Below are 20,883 nucleotides of genomic sequence, written 5' to 3' on the forward strand. Positions count from 1 at the left end.
CTTGTTCTTAAATTAAATTCTAATACTGTACCACTTTAATCTCCGCAGCATCGTTATTCACCATACCATGTACATAGAGTGTACGTCTTTTCCCTGTGTGATTCGGAGCCGCTGTCATTTCCAATTGCATCCTATTGGGTCTTTTGCTTTTTATTGTCAACCAATCATAAGTGACTTCCAAGGAGTCCAAGGTTAATGCTTGGGAGGTTTTGCCATCACCATTGTAGTTGGTAATTTCTACAACATAACAGCTACTTGTTCCGGAGCAAATTCTGGTTCCTCCCTCTCTTCCAAACACGATTTTGGAAGGATAGCCGAAATTGTCACTTGGGCCACAGGAAGCAAATAGGGACAGAATAAACAAAAATACAGTCATGTTAAGTTTATTCTTTTTTATTCTCTTTATCATATAGGTTTTGTATATGTTATTATTCGTATATGATGGTTGTATTTTGTATTTTTTCCGCCTTTCCAAGGATAGTCGTAGTCATTGTCGTTGCTATTGAGTTTGAAGACACCATCGACATAGTATCCATTACAATGTCCATTCCACCCAAAATCGCAATGTACCATTCTGCATGTATCAGGTTTTGTACTTGTACTCATCAAAACACCATTTCTGTAGTATTTAGTAATTTCCTGTCTTGCTTTTATTTTATAACCATCGATAATCCAAGCATGACTATTCCAAACCTTTATACCGGGAATCGCATAAATAATTACGGGGCAGCCATTATCTATCATGGAAGTCACCCTGTTATAATCATAGTTGAATCTCTTTACATTGTTAAACCCCATGTCTTTTAGGAAAGAAGAAGCCTTTGAAGGAAAAGTAAAGGTTCCCTGATAGAAATACATGGATCCACACCATTCAGCAATACCTTTGAGCAATATTGCAGCTGCAGTCTTACCTTGAGACGAATATATGTTATCAAGGGCATTCCAGTCAACAGTAGTTCCATTATATGAAAATCTTTGAGGCTCTCTGAAATTAGTCAATATCTTAGCCAAAGCTAACGGGAAACATCCGGCAGGTGCTTTTCTCCTACATCCAAAAAATATGTATCTTCTTTTCTTAGGGTATAGATCATTGAATGGCGTGTTCTGATGCCAGTCAGCATACGTACCAAGTAGGTTGTTGGTGCGCAGAATATTTTTCCAGTCTGAATAAGTGGTATTAATCTTATTGGTACTACATGTGCCACCACCACTACCACCACCGCCTGCACGTCCCATTTGGTCGTCAATATAATTCACACAAAGTGACAAGCACATATTGGTTCCACATTTTGTTCTTGCCCTTGTATTTAATGCACTATCATTGTCAGAGAAGTTGCCTACCCAATTGTCATTTTGACTTTCATCATAGGTGGAAAATGTATTTGGATTTAGAAAAACCTCACTAGGATAATCCTTTACTGTAAATAGCCCTTCTCCCGTTGTTGGGTAACTGGGATCTATATAACTTTCTTCGTTTTTAAAGAAGGAAGCAACAGCGTCTACATCCGCTTTTGTCAGATTTCCTTTGTCTGTTACAGCGATAACTTTTGCTTCGATTCTGTCATCTGCAGACAAAATCGCAAAGCCTTTTCCATCAGGGAAATTAGCTACATACATCACATTATCAGCATCTTTTATAGTAGTAGCACGTGTAGCAACTTGTTCCAATTTCATCGATATTACATCTGTTACTTTAGGAAGTGAACCATTAGCTCGCGTTGGATTGTCTTTCAATCATTAAGAGATGATAGTGCCTCCTCCACAGGGATGGCATGGGAATAATTTGATGTTTCTGAAGAAGAAACAGTGGTTACTTCCTCATCTGGACTCTGACAAGCACAGAATCCTGTCAACATTACTACTACAAGCGATAGATTTAATAACTTTGTTGTTTGCATAACATTTAGATTAATATGATTTATTACATCATGATGCAAAGTTAATGAAAAATATAAGTATACAGGTGATTTCAGGTTATAATTTTAATGATAGCCGTTTGTTTTAACTTTTGCTATGGCAGCTTGACCATTGTGACTTGCTGCCATACGATATTGTGTTTTAAATAGTCGTTTCCTTTATAGACTTCACGTTTGTGTGTAATTTTTCTTACGCCTAAAAACAGCTTCTCTCGACCCCTCGGAGAGGGGCCGGGGGCGAGGCTTTTATTTTGTTTTTCGCTTTTTACAGCGGATATTCTTCAAATGCGTAGAGCACAGTGGAGAGATAGCGTTCGCCGGTGTCGGGCAGCAGGGCCACGATTCTCTTGCCTTTGTTTTCGGGGCGTTTGGCTATTTCCGTAGCTGCGTAGGCTGCCGCGCCGGACGAGATGCCCACGAGCAAGCCGTCAAGCTGTGCCAGCTGTCGGCCGGCGAGGATGGCTTCGTCGTTCTCCACTTGGAACACCTCGTCGACATATTCGCCATCGTAGGTCTTGGGGATGAAGCCCGCCCCGATGCCCTGAATCTTGTGTGGCCCACCCTTCCCGCCACTCAACACAGGCGAAGAAGACGGCTCCACGGCTATGATTTTCACGTTGGGATTCTTCTCTTTCAGCCGTTTGCCGATGCCCGAGACGGTGCCTCCGGTCCCCACGCCGGCCACGAAGATGTCTACTTGTCCGTCGGTGTCTTCCCATATCTCGTTGCCGGTGGTCTCGTAGTGCTTTTGAGGATTGGCGGGATTCTCAAACTGTTCGAGGATCACGGCTCCCGGAATGGTGTCGCGCAGTTCTTCGGCTGCCTTGATGGCCCCCGGCATACCGTCTTTGCCGCTCGTGAGGCGCACCTCCGCACCGTATGCTTTCACCAGATTCCGACGTTCCACGCTCATGGTTTCGGGCATGGTGAGGATGAGGTGGTAGCCTTTGACGGCCGACACAAGAGCCAGCCCCACACCGGTGTTGCCGCTGGTGGGTTCGATGATGGTGGCTCCGGGCTTTAGTTTGCCTTCTTTTTCGGCTGCTTCGATCATGGCCAGAGCGATGCGGTCTTTCACGCTTCCTCCCGGATTGAAGTATTCCACTTTGCCGATGACGGGTGTCTCCACACCACGCGCAGCCGAGTATTTGCCGAGTTCGACCAGCGGTGTGTGACCGATGAGGTCGGTGATTTGTTTTGCAATCTTTGCCATAACGTATTCCTTTCTTCTTTTTATGTTGTTTTTGTCTTTTTATATTCGCCTGCGATAGGCCTCTCAATCCACGTAGGTGAAAGCCTCGTCGAGCGCATCGATTAGGTCTTCCACATGTTCTGTGCCTATGCTCAGGCGGATGGTGGAGGGATAGATGTGCTGTTCGCGCAGCTCTTCCGGGCTGAGTTGTGAGTGGGTGGTGGTCGCCGGATGAATCACGAGCGACTTCACGTCGGCCACGTTGGCCAGCAGAGAGAAGATGCGCAGGTGATCGATGAAGGTCCAGGCCGCTTCCTGACCGCCCTTAATCTCGAAAGTGAAGATGGAGCCTCCGCCATTGGGGAAGAGGCGGGTATAGAGCGCGTGGTCGGGATGGCTGTCAAGGGAGGGGTGGTTCACCCTTTCCACCTTCGGGTGGTGGGCCAGATAGTCTACAATCTTCCGCGTGTTGTAGGCATGACGCTCCACACGCAGACTGAGCGTTTCGAGTCCTTGGAGCAATATCCAGGCGTTGAAAGGGCTGATGGCGGCACCGGTGTCGCGCAGGAGTACGGCCCTGATGCGGGTGGCGAAGGCTGCCGGACCGGCCACATCGGCAAACACAGCCCCGTGATAGGATGGGTCGGGCTTGGCCAGTGTGGGATATTTGTCGGCATCGGCTTTCCAGTCGAACTTTCCGGAGTCGACGATGACACCTCCAAGCGATGATCCGTGGCCTCCGATAAACTTGGTGGCAGAGTGTACCACCACATCGGCTCCATGCTCGATGGGGCGTAGAAGATAGGGCGTACCGAACGTGTTGTCCACGATGACCGGTACATGGTGCCCGTGGGCGATTTCACTGATCTTGTCGATGTCGGTCACGCTGGCGTTCGGGTTGCCGAAAGTCTCGATGATGACAGCCTTTGTGTTATGCCGGAAACCGGCCTCCACCTGTTCGAAGTCGGACGGATTGACGAAGCTGACCTCTATGCCCTGCGTGGTGAGTGTGTGGGCGAGGAGGTTGGTCGTACCGCCGTAGAGGTTGTTGGCCGCGAGTATATGGTCGCCGTTTTGGGCAATGTTTTGCAGGACGTATGTGATGGCGGCCGCACCGGAGGCCACAGCCAGTCCGGCTACTCCACCTTCGAGAGCCGCCACGCGCTGTTCAAAGACAGCTTGTGTCGAGTTGGTCAGCCGTCCGTAGATGTTGCCCGCATCGCGCAGTCCGAAGCGGTCGGCAGCATGTTGGGCGTTGTGGAACACGTAGGAAGTGGTCTGATAGATGGGCACGGCGCGCGAGTCGGTTGTCGGGTCGGCCTGTTCCTGTCCCACATGTAGTTGAAGTGTCTCGAAGTGAAGTTTCTTTTCGTTGCTCATTTTCAATGTCCTTTCTTGCGTTGAGGCTTCGTCCGTGGACCCTAATGAGAGGTCGGAGTAGGCCGGGGTAATACATTTATTGATATTAAAGCGTCCGCAGTTTCCTTTGGACGGTGCAAAGGTACGATGAAAATCTTGGCTGTGAAATCGCACACTTGGGGCATTTGACCTACCATGTTTGTGGTATATTGGTTTCCCGATGCCTGTTCAGGGCTTGTGAGGCTGTCCGTCCCGGCGCGATCGGGACTTCGTTACCAGCCACACGCCGCTGAAGACGAGTATCACGGCCAGCCCTTGGCTCCATTTGAACACGCCGATGCCCGTGAGCACACTCACTGTGACCGACACCATGGGTTGCACATAATTGTAAATAGACACCACCGTGGGGCGCAGCACCCGCTGGCCTATCATGGTGAGCAGGTAGCTGATGTAGGTGCCGAAGAGCACTACATAGCCGGTCTCCATCCATGCGGAGACGGGCACGTGGGGCCAGTCGATGGCTGCCACGTGGGAGGAGGTGAGGGGGAGAAGGAGGACGGAAGCCCAAAGAAACATCCACTTGTTGATGGTGAACACCGAATAGCGGCGGATGAGCGGATTGAAGAGCGACAGATAGAGAGCAAAGGAAAACTGTGCGCCCAGACAGAGCAAGTCGCCCCGCAGGTCGCCCACTTTGGCATTGAGGGCCGAGGCGCTTGTCAGAATCAGTATCAGTGCGCCTGCACATCCCAGCGCCACACCTCCGGCTTTTTTTAATGTGATGGGCTCTTTGAGGATGACAAACGAGAGTATCATGGCAAAGATGGGCATGGAGGTGGTCATGATGCTGGCATTGCTCGGCGAGGTGATGCTCAGTCCGATGGTGTAGCAGCACTGGTTGCACACCAGTCCGAAGAGGGCGGCCCCGGCAAAGCGCAGTCGGTCTCTCGGAGGGACATGCTCCTTGGGGGCGAAGAACGAGGTGAGCCAAAAGAGTATGGCCCCGCCGAGCACACGGAAACTCACCATCGAGATGCCGTCGATGCCGTGGTTCATGGCATCTTTGCCCACAGGGGCCATCAGTCCCCAAAAAGCACATGCGGCAAACATGCTGAGGTGGGCGATGAGCGGTCGTTTGTTATCCATTGTCGGTTGAATGGTCTAATTCGATGCAAAGTTAGTAAATAAATCATAACGAGCCATGCTCCATTCGTGATAATTTAGTATATTTGCGATAACTAATCAAGCGAAGGAATATCATGCAGAAATACGCAGACTATATCGAACAGATTGAAATCGACGCCCTGTGGAGCGGCCGCCGCCATGTGGTGTGGAATCTCGACCGTAGGGTGAACATCCTGAGTGGCATCAACGGCGTGGGCAAGAGCACCATATTAAATAAGGTGGTGAAGGGATTGTCCGTCGGTGGAGAGTTTCCCAGCCACTTGCAGAAAGGTGTGCGTCTGCGCGTGTTTCCCGCAGATGCCAAGTGGATACGCTACGATATCATCCGCTCTTTTGATCGGCCGCTGATGAATGCCGAGACGGTGACCAAGCTCGACCTGTCGCTGGCTACCGAACTCGACTGGCAGTTGTTCCAGTTGCAGCGCAAATATCTCGACTATCAGGTGAACATCGGCAACCGCATCATTGATGCCTTGCAGAGCGGCAATGGCGAGGCGGCCGATGCCGCCCAGCGCATCTCGGCACCCAAGAAGCTGTTTCAGGACATGCTGGACCGTCTGTTTGCCGAAACGGGCAAGAAAATCATACGCACCGAAAACGAAATACGCTTCTCGCAGATAGGCGAAACACTGTTGCCCTACCAGCTCTCAAGCGGCGAGAAACAGATGCTGGCCATCCTGCTCACGGTGCTCGTGGAAGACTGCCGTCCCTACGTGTTGTTCATGGACGAGCCCGAGGTGAGCCTGCATGTGGACTGGCAGAAGGAACTCATCGACCTCATCCTGCAACTCAATCCCAACGTGCAGATCATCCTCACCACCCACAGTCCGGCGGTCATCATGAACGGGTGGATGGAGCATGTGACCGAGGTGACCGACATCACCGACAACGAGTAGCCACACAAACGGAGTTTTTAGCACTTGGGGGAGAACGGATATGGGTAAAAGACTGAGAGACAATATCACTTCCGGCTATTTCGAGGCGGCCAACAAACTGAACTCGAAGCGGGTGCGCAGTAAAATCATCGCCTACGTGGAGAGCTATGACGACGTGTTCTTCTGGCGCACGGTGCTCAGTCGTTTTGAAGACGACACACGCTATTTTGAGGTGATGCTGCCCACGCGTTCGAGCAAACTCGAGCGTGGCAAGAAAGCGGTGCTGATGAATCTGCTCGAAGGCAAGACCGGCGACCACCTGATAGCCTGTGTAGATGCCGACTACGACTATCTCATGCAAGGAGCCACGGCCACTTCGCACGAGGTGATAGCCAATCCCTACGTGTTCCACAGCTATGTCTACTCCATCGAGAACTACCAGTGCTATGGCCCGTCGCTCCACGACGTGTGCGTGGCCGTGACACTCAACGACCACGCCATCTTCGACTTTGCCGAGTTTCTCCGGCTCTACTCCCAAGCCATTTTCCCCCTTTTTGTGTGGAGCATCTGGTTCTACCGCACACCCCATTACGGCCAGTTTACCATCTCCGATTTTAACCACATCGTCGAGTTTGGCAACTTCGGTTTCCGCACTTGGGAGGAGTCGCTCGCCCGGTTGCGTAGCAAGGTGGGGCGCAAGGTGGAATATCTGCGCCACCGCCATCCCGAGGCCAAGGAGAGTTATCTGCGTGTGAAAGACGACCTGAAGCGTCTCGGAGTCACTGCCGACACCACCTATCTGTATATACAGGGCCACCATCTGTTCAATAATGTCGTGTTGCCCATGCTCAACAAGGTGTGCGACCGGCTCATCCGCGAGCGCGAAAACGAGATTTCGCGCCAGAGCGTACATGGCACACAGCGCCGCAACGAACTGTCCAGCTACTCCAACAGTCTGGGCGACATCTCCACCCTGCTGCGCAAAAATCTTGGCTATATGGATTCGGCTCCCTTCAAGCGTGTGCTTGCCGATGTGGAGCGATATTTGAAGGAGACAAAAGCCGGGAAGACGGAAACACCGGAAGAGGATGGGGGAGAGGCCTGAGCTGCCTTAAACGAATTCCTTTTCACAGCCGGCATTCGCTTTGTTCGGAACATTCGCCGAAGAATATTTTGCGTCGGCGAATGTTCAGAATGAAGCGAATTTTTTCTGCGTTCCTTTCTCCGCAGGGAGATGAGCTGCCTTTCAGCAGGTGGTAGTAGCCCCAAAAAAGATATAGTGCGAAACTTACTAAGATTGAGAAAAAGCCTTACACGCAATTTTTCCATGCTCATCCGGCCGCCCGTTTTCACCCGTCCCATTTTCTTCATCCATCCCACCACTTTTCCCATTCGGCCCGACCGACTTTGCAAAAGGGCCACACTTGAAAGGTCGTTTGGCCCGTTTTGCAACGCTGTTTGGGTCGAATTATCACCCAGAGCAGGGAAGAAGCCCCCTTTAGTGGATTGGTTATCAAAAAAGGGAAACGCTTGCGCGCTCCCCTTGCTGGTGCAAAGATATAACAAAAACGGCCGGAATGCAAATCGATGTCGAAAAAAGCTGACATGACCAATGATGTTTTGGGTTCAGTTGTCGAATTTTGCAAAACGTATGGGGAGTATGTGCGAGTTGTCACACTTATTCTTTTGCGATGGCCGAAGCGTGGAAATCCCACCTGAATAATTTTGTAATTCGGGCTTTTCTCGCTAACTTTGCAGCCGTCAAAAACGGCCCTTGGCCTGCTGCCAGACAAGCAAATGGGAGAAGGAACACTCCCCGGGCTATAGACAACGGATATGCTGAACAACAAGAAAACAGAATCTTTGCTTGCATCCATACGCGAGGGACGACCCATGACGCGTGGCGAAAAACTCAATCTGATCGTTGGATTGAGTATCCCTTCCATTCTGGCACAGATCACCAACGTGATGATGTTTTTTATCGATGCGTCGATGGTGGGCCATCTGGGAGCGGAAGCCTCGGCTGCCATCGGTCTGGTCGAGTCCACCACGTGGCTGATGGGCAGTGTGATGGGGGCGGCCGCTATGGGCTTCTCGGTGCAAGTGGCTCACTTTATCGGGGCCAACGACTTTGTGAAGGCCCGGCAGGTGTTCCGCCATTCACTCATTTGTGGCCTGGTGTTCAGTCTGTTGCTCGCGGTTGTCGGCGTGGCCATCCACAGGCCGTTGCCCTATTGGCTCGGAGGAGGGGCCGACATAGCAGGCGACTCCTCGCTCTATTTCCTCCTCATCTCACTCACGTTGCCTTTCATGTTGCTCTTCCACCTGTCGTGCGACATGCTGAAGAGCTCGGGCAACATGCAGACGCCAAGCGTGATGAGCGTGGTGTTGTGTGTGCTTGATGTGATGTTCAACTACTTCTTCATTTACATCTGTAAGTTGGGCGTGACGGGCGCGGCGCTCGGCACCTGCTGCGCCTATGTCTGCACCTCTATGCCCGCGGTATGGCTCACGGCCGTCAAGAGCAAGATATTGGCCCTGAACCTCGACCATGAACGTTTCCAGTGGATTTGGGACTATGTGCGCAACGCCTTGAAAATCAGCTTGCCGATGGCCGTGCAGTCGGTTCTGATGAGCGGTGCGCAGATAGTGAGTACCCTTATCGTGGCACCGTTGGGCAACATCGCCATAGCCGCCAACTCCTTTGCCATCACGGCCGAGAGTCTGTGCTACATGCCCGGCTACGGCATCGGTGAGGCCGCCACCACACTCGTGGGGCAGACTTTCGGGGCAGGCAGGCGCAATCTCTGCAAGAATTTTGCCTATATGTCGGTAGCATTGGGCATGGGCGTGATGGCCCTCATGGGAGTTGTCATGTTCGTTTTCGCGCCGGAGATGATCGGTGTGTTGTCGCCCGTGGAAGCCATTCGCGAATTGGGCACCACCGTATTGCGCATCGAAGCCTTTGCCGAGCCCTTCTTTGCAGCCAGCATCGTGGCCTACAGTGTGTGCGTGGGGGCGGGAGACACTCTCAAACCGGCCCTGCTCAACCTTTTCTCTATATGGTGCGTGCGCCTTACGATGGCTGCCCTGCTCGCTCCCCGCTATGGGTTGAAAGGCGTGTGGTTTGCCATGGCTGTGGAGTTGACGTTCCGCGGTGCGCTCTTCCTCTACCGCCTTTTCCGCGGAAAATGGCTCAAGGGGCTCAAGCCCAAGTCCGAACCGGCCATGGTTTGATGCCCTTTTCCACCTTATTATATATAAGAATACTCCTGCCCATTGTCACCCTCGCAGCTCGCTGTGGGGGTGTTTGTGTTGTGGGAGGAATGAGCTTGAAGCATTGAAAGGATATTCCGGCTTGGATGATGATAGTTGATTGCAAGTAGATTATTTTACAGATTGTTTCTTGTTTGTTTAAAATAAAAACGGTACATTTGTGGGCAAAAATGTAAATTAGCATCAAATCCAACTTCAAATTATAATTTATGAAGATTCAAAAACTTTTTGTGGCAGCCTTGTTGCTGCTTAATGCGGCACAGGTTGCGGCGCAGTTTCAGATGCCTCCCATCCCGGTGGACAAGAATGTGAGGGTGGGCAAGCTCGACAATGGACTGGTGTACTATATCCGTCACAACGAGTTCCCGGCCAACACGGCCAACTTCTACATCGCCCAGCGGGTGGGTTCCATCAACGAGAACGACGACCAGCGCGGGTTAGCCCACTTCTTGGAGCACATGGCTTTCAATGGGTCGGAGCATTTTCCGGGCAACGGTATCATCGACTTCACCCGTACACTGGGAGTGGAATTTGGTAGCAATCTCAATGCCTATACCTCTATTGATCAGACGGTGTATCGCATCTGCGACGTGCCCACCTACCGCCAGTCGGCCCTCGACTCTTGTCTGCTGGTGCTGAAAGACTGGTCGGGCGGTCTCACGCTTGATGCTAAGGAGATTGACAAGGAGCGCGGCGTGGTGCATCAAGAGTGGCAGATGGGTGCCGATGCCGATCAGCGGTTCTACGAGAAGCACTTGCCCGACCTCTTCCCCGGCAGCAAATACGGCAACCGCCTGCCCATCGGCCTGATGAGCATCGTTGACAACTTCAAGCCGCAGGTGCTGCGCGACTATTATAAGAAGTGGTATCGTCCCGACAATCAGGCCATCATCGTGGTGGGAAACGTGGATGTTGACCATGTTGAAGCGGAAATAAAGAAGCTCTGGAATGGCGTGAAGGTGCCTGCCAACGCAGCCAAAGTGGTGGCTGAACCGGTGCCCGACAACAAGGAAGCCATCTACGTTTACTATCCGGACAAGGAGCAGAAGTATTCGCTTATCAGCCTGATGATGAAGACCGACCCCACCCCTGATTCGGCCAAGGTGGGCCTCGACTATCTGGCCAACCTCTATGTCATCGACGTCATCGACATGATGCTCACCAATCGTCTCAACGAGTATGCCAATCAGCCCGACTGCCCCTACGCCTACGCAGCCACCAACTATGGTGAGTATCTGGACATCTCGAAGACCAAGGACTGCTTCATGGGTGTGGTTGTTCCCAAGGAGGGCAAAGACCTTGAAGCCCTTGCCACTCTGGAGCGCGAGCTGTTGCGCGCCCGTCGCCACGGCTTCACGGCCACCGAGTATGCCCGCGCCAAGGAGGAATATCTCAGCCGTATCGAGAAGCGTTTCACCAACAAGGACAAGACCAAGAACGAGGTCTACTACCAGTCGTATGTGGGCAACTATCTCGGCAACGAGCCCATGCCCTCCATAGAGGACGAATATCAGATCATGAACCAGCTCGTGCCCAACATTCCCTTGGAGGCTGTCAACGAGGCTGCGAAGGAGCTCATCACGGAGAGCGACTCCAACCTTGTGATCACAGCACAGGTGCAGGAGAAGGAAGGCAAGACCTACAACACCGTGGCCGACCTGAAGAGCACCATCGCAAAGGTGCGTGCGGAGCAGATCGCAGCCTACGTGGACAACGTGAAGAACGAGCCGCTCATCTCGCAGTTGCCCAAGAAAGGCAAAATTACCAAGGAGACGGAAGACAAGAAACTCGGTTTCAAGAAACTCATCCTCTCCAATGGGGCCAAAGTGATACTGAAAAAGACCGACTTCAAGGACGATGAAATCGTGATGTCGGCCAAAGCCAAGGGCGGGAAAGACCTGTATGGAGCCGCCGACTACACCAATCTCAAGGCGTTCGATTTTGTCATCAACTCCTGCGGACTGGGCAATTTCTCCAGCACCGAGCTCCAGAAGGCCCTTGCCGGCAAGCAGGCGAGTGCCGGTCTCAGTCTCGGGCTCTATCATAAAGGGGCCGATGCCTCGTCTACCCCGAAGGACATTGAGACTATGATGCAGCTCGTCTACCTCAACTTCACGGCACTGGCCAAAGACGAGAAAGCCCTCAGTTCGACCATGCAGCAACTCGAGCTGATGCTCAAAAACAAGAATCTGCAGCCCGAGGCTGTGTTCTCCGATTCTTTGCAGAATGCCCGCTACGCTCACAACCCGTTCTTCGCTCCATTGGAGATGGCAGACCTGAAGAATATCAATGCCGACCGTGTGCTCCAAATGGCCAAAGAAATGACGGCCGATGCCGGGCAATACACTTTTACCTTTGCCGGTAATTTCGACGAGGCCACACTGCGTCCGCTCATCGAGCAGTACATCGCTTCGCTGCCTGCCAGGAAGACCAAGGTGGCTGACAAGGAGGTGCTGACTCTGGCTAAGGGCGATGTGAAATGCCACTTCAGCCGCAAGATGGAGACTCCGAAGTCCATCCTCTATGCCATTTGGAGTTCCGACAAGCTTCCGCTCACGCTTGAAAACAACGTGCTTGCCGATGCTGCCGGACAGATTCTGAGCATGAAGTATCTCCGCACCATTCGTGAGGAGGCCAGTGCCGCCTATTCTGTAGGGGCCAACGGGTATAGCCAGCGAACTGTCGACAACCAAGCCTACTACTCGCTGCTTGCCGGTTGTCCCATGGATCCCGCCAAGGCACAGCAGGCCTACGACCTGATGATGAAGGGCATGGCCGAGGCTGAGAATGCCGTCGATGCAGCCGACCTTCAGAAAGTGAAGGAGTTTATGCTCAAACAGGCTGACGACGATGCCAAGAAAAACGGCCACTGGCTAAGCATCATCGAAGACTATGACGAGTATGGACTTGACTTCCATACCGACTACAAGAAGGTGGTGAGTGCCCTCACACCCGAAAAGGTTGCAGCGTTTATCAAAAATGTCGTTATCAAGAGCGGTAACAAACTCGAGGTGATGATGTCACCCGAGAAATAATAACATCAACTCAAAAGTTATGAAGAAAATGGTTTTATCGGCATTTGTGTTCGCAGCGTCAGTGCTTGCGACCCATGCCCAGTTGCTTTACAAGGTTTCCGGGGACAGTCTCCGGAAGCCTTCTTATGTTTTTGCCACCTATCGGCTCATCAACCCTGTGGGCACTGTGGAACGGGTGGCTGGTTTGCGGGATGCACTCAACAACACTGAACAGATGTATTTCGAGGTGAACAAGAGTACCTATACCAATACGCTGGCCGATGCACGCAAGCTGAAAGGCGGTCAAATGCTGAAAAATCTGCTCACGCCCTCGCAGCTCGCGCTGCTTGACAAGTTCCTGAAGAAGTACACTGAGGTGGGGTTCAACAGTCCCTACTCGCAGCGCCGCTATGCCGACATCACTCCGGCGGGCATGGAGGAGGAACTGGAGAAGTTGCTCTTCGTAGCCAACCACATGAGTGAATATGACCCCACGCACACCTTTGACCAGTATTTTGAGGCGCAGGCCAAGAAAAACCACGAACCGGTCTATGGTCTCTCTACCTGTGAGGAGTTTACGGCGTGCGGCTATGAGGCTCCGCTCGATAAGCAGGTGAAGAGTCTTGTGAACTTTTTGGAGAACGAGCAGGTGCATCTTGCCGAACTCAACAAGACTGCAGATGCCTTCACGGCACAGGATATTGATGCCGTGACCAAGGCCACCTCGCACGTGTGTGGCAAGAAGATAGCCCGTTGGACTAAAGCCCTGCCGGCCATCATGCAGGCTGCTCCCACCTTTGTGGTGCTTGAAGCGGCCTATCTCGGAGGAGAGAACGGCTTGTTGCAACAGCTCAGGAAGGCCGGATATACAGTGGAGGCAGTAAGATAACCCTGTCCTCTTTTGCTTTTTCGGCGAATGATTCGAATTGATCGGATGGCGAAGATAGTGGGATGATTCCATGTATCAGCGTCCGTTCTGACAGCCGAAAGGCTATGGCCTTAACCTTAAAAGCTGCGTTTAGGTTTCGTATTCGGGCGATAGGATATCTGGCTGCTGCTTGTCTTAACCAGCCATACACTACTCCCTTGCCTGACAGTGTTCCTCCAAGTGGCATTTAATGGCAACCAATCTATACGTGCCCGTCTCCAACTCCAGCCTTAAAAAGAAAGTGCCAAAAGATTGTTTCGATCTTTTGGCACTTTGTCTATCTTCTTGTCTGTGCGCCCGAAAGGACTCGAACCTTCACAGCGTGAACTACCAGATCCTAAGTCTGGCGCGTCTACCAATTCCGCCACGAGCGCATAAATGTGAGTGCAAAGATACGAAGAATAATCGAAATGGAGAAATTGTTGTCGAAAAAAGAAGCTGAATGCCACTCCGCCCCCCTCACACAATGGTGAACAGTCGGCAAAAGTTGGTTATCGTTCTTGCCATTTCACCAGCCGACGGGGCAGCGTGATGATTTTTAACCGTCGGAACCAGATGCGCGAGGAACCTTCGACATGGCGGGTGGTGTGGCTGCCGATGATGTAGTAGCTGGCGGAATATTCGTCCATGAGGGCAGAGAAGGCGGCCTTGATGCGCGAACATTTCTCATTGATGGCGTTGTCGAGTGGGTTGGTAAGGCGGTCAACGGTTTCCTCCATTCGCTCCACCTCCATATAGGGGGCAAGGCGACGGTAGAGCGAGAGCAGTTCGCTACGATAGGAAGTGAGGTGCTTGAATTCGATGCCTTCAGGATGGTTAAGAAACAGAAGATACACAGCCTTGTGGACAGGTGACAATACCACTTCGGTATGAGTGGCTTCAAGGATGAGGCGATAGTCGGAAGTGATGATGAGTGGACTCAACGTGCCTTTGGCGGCTTCGATGCGCAAGGCTTCGAGTGTGGGCACACCGATAGCACTCAACAGCAGGTCGTTGCGGTCGAGTGCTTGCAAGCGGCGCACAAGGATGCGCAGTTGGTGGGCCAACAGTTCGGGGCTATCGTCTTCGTATGATTCCATAGACGATACAAAAATAACAAAAAAGTTGGGCTTCGGCAACAATCCGGCCGGCATTTTTTCGTTCACAAGGCTTGCAGAACCATTGAGATACAGAGAAAAATGAGTAATTTTGCCATCAAAAGAAAACTGCTTATGATGACAGATATATTGGATTTTGGCCCGGTGGAAGACCTGTCAAAGGAAATCATCAAGGTGATAGGCGTGGGCGGAGGAGGCTGCAACGCTGTGAACAACATGTATCGGGAGGGAATCGAAAACGTGGCTTTCGTCGTGTGTAACACCGATAGTCAGAGTTTGGCCAACTCGCCCGTGCCGGTGAAAATATTGCTGGGACAGAGCGGACTGGGAGCCGGAGCCAATCCCGAGTTGGGGCGCAGGGAAGCTGAAAACACGAAAGAGCAAATCAGTTCGCTGTTCGATGACAATACCCACTTGTGCTTCATCACGGCCGGCATGGGGGGAGGCACGGGTACGGGGGCCGCACCGGTTATCGCTTCCATAGCCAAGAGCAAGGGCATACTAACCATAGGCATCGTGACAATTCCTTTCTTTTTCGAGAAGCGCAATAAAATCATCAAGGCTCTCAAGGGTGTGGAGGAAATGCGCAGGAATGTGGACTCGCTGCTCATCGTGAACAATGAACGCTTGTGCGACATCTACTCGGACGCGCAAATCACTGTGAAAGACGCTTTTAAGACGGCCGACCGCATTTTGAGCGATGCCACTAAAAGCATCTCGGAGCTCATCACAGTGGAGGGGAACATCAACCTCGACTTCCGCGATGTGGAGACGACTATGCAAGGAGGGGGTGGAGCACTGATGGCCATCGGACGGGCGAAGGGGGAAAGGCGTGTGGAAAAAGCCATCCTCAATGCCCTTGACTCTCCGCTACTCTATGGGAGTGACATCTCGAAGGCCAAGAACATACTGTTCAACATCTACACCAGTGAGAAGGCGCCGCTCTTTGTGAGGGAGATGCAGGAGATAGACGCTTTCATGTATGAACTGGATCCGAATATCGATGTGATATGGGGCACCTCCGATGACAACACGCTGGGGGATGATGCCAAAGTGATTATCCTTGCCACGGGACTTGACAACGAGTTTCTGCCCAAAGAGCAACTGCCCGAAAACGAGACGGAGACATATTATAATAAGGTGATAGAAAAACTGTACAGGGAAAGTCTCCTACACACAAAAATATCCGGATCGGAACAACAACAAGTCTCCCCGCAGCAGGAAACGACTGTCCCGGAAGTGATGCCGGCCCCGACCGGCACATCAGAACTGCCGAAGTCGCTTTCCCGATTCACCGCCTCTGGACTGGAAGAAGGCAATTCATCGGCGGGGGCAACGGGCAATCTGTTTTCCCATCGGGAGGAAACGGTGATAACAGAGGCAGCACCCATTGAAGCGGAATCCCCACAACCTACCCGTCCGGCTGCGGAAGAGACTCGACGAGAACCTCAAAGCCACGTGACCAAAGCCATGCCTTTTGTGGAGCGCATTCGCTCACGGCTGCGCCAATCACTGGAAAACCTTTCCCGCGACCTGTACGAATGACCCATCGTCAGTGCGCATAACGGAAACTGCCGGGCATCCCCCAAGCGGATGTCCGGCAGTTTTTATTCTTCTTCGGGGAACAGACTCAGTTGCCCCGTTATCTCGTCAATCACCTGCTGTTGGCTTTTTCCCTTGTCGGGGTCGAGGTTTTCCTCCTCTCTGCCAACAGCGGCATCACCCTCTGCCCGATCTGTACTCTCCTCATTGGGAGTGTCCACAGGTTCGGGGAAACGCGTCGGTTCGAGTTCTTCTATCTTCTCCACTTTCCACGTGGTCAGCCGTTTGCCTTTGGCCTTGAAGCTTTTCTGACCGATAAACTGCTCGGCGTCTATTTCTTCCGCAGGCCGCACGGCATCCACCCCGCCGTAGGTCAGCCTCACACGCGGATAGGGCACATCGGTCAAGAAGACCAACTTGGAGTTTGGATTCTCACCCAAGAAGTTCTGATGACGGCGCGTGGCATCCATCGTAAAGCGTTTGATGTAGGGATAACCGTCGTTGTCGGCATCGAAAAGTACGGCTGTCCACACCTTGTGTTCGTCCCATTTCTCGATGCGCAGGATATTGTCTTCGTAGTGATTGTTGGCATCGAAGTTGGTGATGTAGAAGTCACAGTTGTCGAGGATGACAAGTATGGCATCGTCATCGGAAAACTCACCGAGAAAGCGGCCGTGCTCCTCATAGTTGATGCGGTTGACATCGGGGTCGAACCACACTTTCCGGCCGCCGAGTGTGGAGTGTCCGTGGCTCTTCAGGCCTATGCGGTGGATGCTTCGTTTGGTCAGCAGGTTGCCCTTGGCTCCACGCCCCTTGATGGCTATTTCGGAGAAATCCTTTTCGAGGAAGATGTTCTGTCGCTTCTTTTTGGGGTCTGGATCGAGCGTCACCTTGATCACCTCAGCCTCGCCGTTGGGATTGGCTGTGAAGTACATCACGCGCGACCCCGGAGTGCCCTGTGTGAGGTCGTATTCGCGGTCGCGAGTCATGGCCGTCATGTTGAAGCGTTTGATGTAATAGGCCCCTTGCCGCCCGTCGCGGTAGACACAGTTGTAGATGGTGCGCTTGTCGTTTTTCTTGAACACTTGCACCCACAGAATGTTCTTCCCGACGAATATCTTGTCAGCCACACGGACGACCTTGAACTTTCCGTCTTTATAGAAAATGATGATATCATCAAGGTCGGAGCAGTTGCACACGAACTCGTCTTTTTTCAGTCCTGTGCCCACAAAGCCCTCCTGCCGGTTGATGTAGAGCTTTTGGTTGGCCTCCACCACGGTCGTTGCCTCGATGGTGTCGAAGTTGCGAATCTCCGTGCGGCGCGGATGTTCCTTTCCGTATTTGTTCTTGATAAACTCAAACCAGTTGACCGTGACATCCGTCATGTGGGCCAAGTCTTTGTCTATTTCGGCCACCTCGGCCTTGATTTTGGCTATGAGTTCGTCGGCCTTGTCCTTGTTGAACTTCAAGATGCGCTGCATCTTAATCTCCATCAGGCGCAAGATGTCGTCGCGTGTCACCTCGCGTATGAAGTCGGGCTTGAATGGTGTGAGTTTCTCATCGACAAACGCGATGGCCTCGTCCATCGTTTTGGCTGTCTCAAACTTGCGCTCCTTATAGATGCGTTCCTCAATGAATATGCGTTCGAGCGAAGCGAAGAAAAGCTGTTCGAGCAGCTCGTTGCGGCGTATCTGGAGCTCCTTGCGCAGCAGGCCCATCGTGCGGTCCACGCTGTGGCGCAGCACATCGCTCACGGTGAGGAAGCCCGGCTTGTTGTCTTCGATGACGCAACAGTTGGGCGAGATGTTGATTTCGCAATCGGAGAAAGCGTAAAGGGCATCCATCGTCTTGTCCGACGACACCCCCGGAGCCAGATGGATAAGGATTTCCACCTCGGCCGCCGTATTGTCTTCGATTTTTCGGGCCTTGATTTTTCCCTTTTCCACGGCTTTGGTGATGGAGTCGATGAGCGTGGCCGTGGTCTTCGAGTAGGGTATTTCACGCACGGCGAGCGTCTTGTTGTCCACCTTCTCTATCTTCGCACGCACCTTCAAGGCGCCGCCCCGCTGTCCGTCGTTATACTTCGACACGTCAATGGCGCCGCCCGTGGGGAAATCGGGATAAATGCGGAACTCCTCTCCATGCAGATATTTGATGGCGGCATCGCATATTTCATTAAGGTTGTGGGGCAAGAGTTTGCTGCTCAGCCCCACAGCAATGCCTTCCGCCCCTTGCGCCAGCAGCAGCGGAAACTTGGCCGGAAGCGTGATCGGTTCCTTGTTGCGTCCGTCGTAGGAAAGTTGCCAGTCGGTTGTCTTGGGATTGAACACCACATCGAGAGCGAACTTGGAGAGGCGGGCTTCGATGTATCGGGGGGCTGCCGCACGGTCGCCCGTGAGGATGTTTCCCCAGTTGCCCTGACAGTCGATGAGTAGGTCTTTCTGTCCCATCTGCACCAGGGCATCACCTATGGAGGCATCCCCGTGGGGGTGGAACTGCATCGTGTGGCCCACGATGTTGGCCACCTTGTTATATCGCCCGTCGTCCATCCGCTTCATGGAGTGCAGGATGCGACGCTGCACGGGCTTCAGTCCGTCTTCGATATGTGGAACGGCGCGTTCCAAGATCACGTAGGAGGCATAATCGAGAAACCAGTTCTGATACATGCCACTCAGGTGATGCACAGCCGAAGCGTCGAATCTGTTCACGGGGTTGTAGTCTGAATGCGTGTCCTCCGTGACTTCTTCGTTGTTTTCTTCGCCTGTGCCGGTCAAGTGTTCGTTGTCTTTTATCTCGTCGTCCATTCTAGTTATTAAATTCCTTAATTACTCTAATTTTACGCAAAAATACAAAGAATATCCGAGAAAAAGGTGTACCTTTGCAACCAAATTTCGAAATTTAAAGATTATTATGGCACAAGAAGATGTTTTCAAAAAGATAGTGAGTCACTGTAAGGAATATGGTTTCGTTTTCCCCAGCAGTGACATCTACGACGGCCTGGCCGCCGTCTACGACTATGGCCAGAACGGCGTGGAACTGAAAAATAACATCAAGCAATATTGGTGGCAAAGCATGGTGCTGCTGCACAGCAACATCGTGGGCATCGACGCCGCCATCTTCATGCACCCCACCGTGTGGAAAGCCAGCGGCCATGTGGATGCTTTCAACGACCCGCTCATTGACAACCGCGACTCAAAGAAACGCTATCGTGCCGACAATCTGATAGAAGACCAGATAGGAAAATACGAAGAGAAGATAGAAAAGGAGGTGGCCAAGGCCCGCAAACGCTTCGGGGAGGCTTTCGACGAGCAGAAGTTCCGCGAGACGAATCCGCGCGTTCTGGAGAATGCCAAGAAGCGCGACGAACTCCACGCCCGCTACACGGAGGCCATGCAGGGCCCGGATCTCGAGGCCCTGAAGCAGATTATCCTCGATGAGGGCATTGTGGATCCCATCTCCGGAACCAAGAACTGGACTGACGTGCGCCAGTTCAACCTGATGTTCTCCACCGAGATGGGCTCGCTCTCCGATGCCACCAACAAGATATACCTGCGTCCGGAGACCGCCCAAGGTATCTTTGTGAACTATCTCAATGTGCAGAAGACGGGCCGCATGAAGCTGCCCTTCGGCATCGCACAGATAGGCAAGGCCTTCCGCAACGAGATTGTGGCCCGCCAGTTTGTGTTCCGTATGCGTGAGTTCGAGCAGATGGAGATGCAGTTCTTCTGCCAGCCCGGCACGGAAATGAAGTGGTTTGAATATTGGAAAAAAGTGCGTCTTGCCTGGCACGAGACACTCGGCATGGGCAAGGAGAACTACCGGTTCCACGACCACGAGAAGCTGGCCCACTACGCCAATGCTGCCACCGACATCGAGTTTAAGATGCCTTTCGGCTTCAAGGAGGTGGAGGGCATCCACTCGCGCACCGATTTCGACCTCTCGCAGCACGAGAAATACAGCGGTCGCAGCATCAAATACTTCGACCCGGACAAGAACGAGAGCTACACGCCCTATGATGTGGAGACTTCCATCGGTGTGGACCGCATGTTCCTGAGCGTGCTCTGCCACTCATACGAGGAAGAGCAGCTGGAGAATGGCGAGACCCGCGTGGTGCTGAAACTGCCCGAGGCACTGGCCCCGGTGAAGTGTGCCGTGTTCCCGCTCGACAAGAAAGACGGTCTGCCCGAGCTTGCACAAGAGATTGTAGACGACCTCAAATTCCACTTCAACACGCACTATGGCGACCCGAAAGACTCCATCGGCAAGCGTTATCGCCGTCAGGATGCCGTGGGCACACCGTTCTGTGTGACGGTGGACCATGACACACCCAACGACCATAAGGTGACTTTGCGCTTCCGCGACACTATGGAACAGGAGCGTGTGGACATCAGCCAACTGCGATCCATCATCGAAGACCGCGTGAGCATCACCGGTCTGCTGAAGAAGTTGGGCAAGGAAATAAAAGGTTTCGAGGAGGCCTAAGCCTTCCTGGAACGACA

14 protein-coding genes and 1 tRNA gene are annotated in these 20,883 nt (G+C 52.4%); 7 read left to right on the forward strand and 8 right to left on the reverse strand.

Translation table 11 applies throughout. The annotated features are described in order from the left end of the window. Positions 1-19: 19 nt before the first annotated feature. From HMPREF6485_RS05530 to HMPREF6485_RS05550, 5 genes are all read right to left on the reverse strand, one after another. A complete protein-coding gene (locus tag HMPREF6485_RS05530) occupies positions 20-409 on the reverse strand; it encodes a BACON domain-containing protein (RefSeq protein WP_004345256.1) in 390 nt (129 codons plus the stop codon). Beyond that, on the reverse strand, positions 406-1,674 hold the full coding sequence (locus HMPREF6485_RS05535) for a C10 family peptidase (protein WP_004345257.1): 1,269 nt from the start codon (positions 1,672-1,674) through the stop codon (positions 406-408). Before HMPREF6485_RS05535 ends, HMPREF6485_RS05530 begins: the two co-directional genes overlap by 4 nt. Before the next feature lie 507 nt (positions 1,675-2,181). Then, complete coding sequence (gene cysK, locus HMPREF6485_RS05540) at positions 2,182-3,129, reverse strand: cysteine synthase A (RefSeq protein WP_004340061.1); 948 nt, start codon at positions 3,127-3,129, stop codon at positions 2,182-2,184. A 63-nt stretch (positions 3,130-3,192) separates the two neighbouring features. Then, positions 3,193-4,488 carry an O-acetylhomoserine aminocarboxypropyltransferase/cysteine synthase family protein gene (locus tag HMPREF6485_RS05545; protein WP_004345258.1) on the reverse strand — a complete coding sequence of 432 codons (1,296 nt, stop codon included), beginning with the start codon at positions 4,486-4,488 and terminating at the stop codon, positions 3,193-3,195. Between the two features lie 207 nt (positions 4,489-4,695). Continuing rightward, positions 4,696-5,613 carry a DMT family transporter gene (locus HMPREF6485_RS05550; RefSeq protein WP_004340065.1) on the reverse strand — a complete coding sequence of 306 codons (918 nt, stop codon included), beginning with the start codon at positions 5,611-5,613 and terminating at the stop codon, positions 4,696-4,698. 113 nt (positions 5,614-5,726) lie between these two features. Between HMPREF6485_RS05550 and HMPREF6485_RS05555 the strand changes: the two genes are divergently transcribed. From HMPREF6485_RS05555 to HMPREF6485_RS05575, 5 genes are all read left to right on the forward strand, one after another. Continuing rightward, positions 5,727-6,548: an AAA family ATPase gene (locus HMPREF6485_RS05555; RefSeq protein ID WP_004340067.1), complete on the forward strand. Its 822-nt coding sequence runs from the start codon at positions 5,727-5,729 to the stop codon at positions 6,546-6,548. A gap of 40 nt (positions 6,549-6,588) precedes the next feature. After that, the gene (locus HMPREF6485_RS05560; RefSeq protein WP_004345259.1) at positions 6,589-7,632 is read left to right on the forward strand and encodes a DUF4435 domain-containing protein; all 1,044 of its coding nucleotides are present in this window, start codon (positions 6,589-6,591) and stop codon (positions 7,630-7,632) included. A gap of 731 nt (positions 7,633-8,363) precedes the next feature. Further along, the gene (locus HMPREF6485_RS05565; protein WP_004345262.1) at positions 8,364-9,764 is read left to right on the forward strand and encodes an MATE family efflux transporter; all 1,401 of its coding nucleotides are present in this window, start codon (positions 8,364-8,366) and stop codon (positions 9,762-9,764) included. Between the two features lie 248 nt (positions 9,765-10,012). After that, positions 10,013-12,838, forward strand: a complete 2,826-nt coding sequence (locus HMPREF6485_RS05570) for a M16 family metallopeptidase (RefSeq protein WP_004345263.1) — start codon at positions 10,013-10,015, stop codon at positions 12,836-12,838. 19 nt (positions 12,839-12,857) lie between these two features. Further along, positions 12,858-13,706, forward strand: coding sequence for a TraB/GumN family protein (locus HMPREF6485_RS05575; protein ID WP_004345265.1), 849 nt, complete (start codon positions 12,858-12,860; stop codon positions 13,704-13,706). Between the two features lie 331 nt (positions 13,707-14,037). Here the strand turns inward: HMPREF6485_RS05575 and HMPREF6485_RS05580 are convergent. Both HMPREF6485_RS05580 and HMPREF6485_RS05585 read right to left on the reverse strand, forming a co-directional pair. Further along, a tRNA-Leu gene (locus HMPREF6485_RS05580) sits at positions 14,038-14,119 on the reverse strand. Positions 14,120-14,236: 117 nt separating this feature from the next. Then, positions 14,237-14,824, reverse strand: a complete 588-nt coding sequence (locus HMPREF6485_RS05585; protein ID WP_044126285.1) for a hypothetical protein — start codon at positions 14,822-14,824, stop codon at positions 14,237-14,239. Between the two features lie 99 nt (positions 14,825-14,923). On the opposite strand from HMPREF6485_RS05585, the gene ftsZ reads away from it, so the two are divergent. Further along, the gene (ftsZ, locus tag HMPREF6485_RS05590) at positions 14,924-16,387 is read left to right on the forward strand and encodes a cell division protein FtsZ (protein ID WP_004345268.1); all 1,464 of its coding nucleotides are present in this window, start codon (positions 14,924-14,926) and stop codon (positions 16,385-16,387) included. Positions 16,388-16,449: 62 nt separating this feature from the next. On the opposite strand, the gene HMPREF6485_RS05595 is transcribed toward ftsZ, so the two are convergent. Next, positions 16,450-19,188 (reverse strand): DNA gyrase/topoisomerase IV subunit A, encoded by a 2,739-nt coding sequence (locus tag HMPREF6485_RS05595; protein ID WP_004345270.1) that lies wholly within the window; start codon positions 19,186-19,188, stop codon positions 16,450-16,452. Between the two features lie 106 nt (positions 19,189-19,294). Between HMPREF6485_RS05595 and HMPREF6485_RS05600 the strand changes: the two genes are divergently transcribed. Continuing rightward, positions 19,295-20,866: a glycine--tRNA ligase gene (locus HMPREF6485_RS05600; RefSeq protein ID WP_004340085.1), complete on the forward strand. Its 1,572-nt coding sequence runs from the start codon at positions 19,295-19,297 to the stop codon at positions 20,864-20,866. The last annotated feature ends 17 nt before the right edge of the window (positions 20,867-20,883 follow it).

The sequence above is a fragment of the Segatella buccae ATCC 33574 genome (genome assembly GCF_000184945.1).
Taxonomy (GTDB): domain Bacteria; phylum Bacteroidota; class Bacteroidia; order Bacteroidales; family Bacteroidaceae; genus Prevotella; species Prevotella buccae.

Coding starts and splice junctions, on each gene's coding strand:
- HMPREF6485_RS05530 (WP_004345256.1), bottom strand. CDS start 409: ATGATAAAGAGAATAAAAAAGAATAAACTTAACATGACTGTATTTTTG.
- HMPREF6485_RS05535 (WP_004345257.1), bottom strand. CDS start 1,674: ATGAAATTGGAACAAGTTGCTACACGTGCTACTACTATAAAAGATGCT.
- cysK (WP_004340061.1), bottom strand. CDS start 3,129: ATGGCAAAGATTGCAAAACAAATCACCGACCTCATCGGTCACACACCG.
- HMPREF6485_RS05545 (WP_004345258.1), bottom strand. CDS start 4,488: ATGAGCAACGAAAAGAAACTTCACTTCGAGACACTTCAACTACATGTG.
- HMPREF6485_RS05550 (WP_004340065.1), bottom strand. CDS start 5,613: ATGGATAACAAACGACCGCTCATCGCCCACCTCAGCATGTTTGCCGCA.
- HMPREF6485_RS05555 (WP_004340067.1), top strand. CDS start 5,727: ATGCAGAAATACGCAGACTATATCGAACAGATTGAAATCGACGCCCTG.
- HMPREF6485_RS05560 (WP_004345259.1), top strand. CDS start 6,589: ATGGGTAAAAGACTGAGAGACAATATCACTTCCGGCTATTTCGAGGCG.
- HMPREF6485_RS05565 (WP_004345262.1), top strand. CDS start 8,364: ATGCTGAACAACAAGAAAACAGAATCTTTGCTTGCATCCATACGCGAG.
- HMPREF6485_RS05570 (WP_004345263.1), top strand. CDS start 10,013: ATGAAGATTCAAAAACTTTTTGTGGCAGCCTTGTTGCTGCTTAATGCG.
- HMPREF6485_RS05575 (WP_004345265.1), top strand. CDS start 12,858: ATGAAGAAAATGGTTTTATCGGCATTTGTGTTCGCAGCGTCAGTGCTT.
- HMPREF6485_RS05585 (WP_044126285.1), bottom strand. CDS start 14,824: ATGGAATCATACGAAGACGATAGCCCCGAACTGTTGGCCCACCAACTG.
- ftsZ (WP_004345268.1), top strand. CDS start 14,924: ATGAGTAATTTTGCCATCAAAAGAAAACTGCTTATGATGACAGATATA.
- HMPREF6485_RS05595 (WP_004345270.1), bottom strand. CDS start 19,188: ATGGACGACGAGATAAAAGACAACGAACACTTGACCGGCACAGGCGAA.
- HMPREF6485_RS05600 (WP_004340085.1), top strand. CDS start 19,295: ATGGCACAAGAAGATGTTTTCAAAAAGATAGTGAGTCACTGTAAGGAA.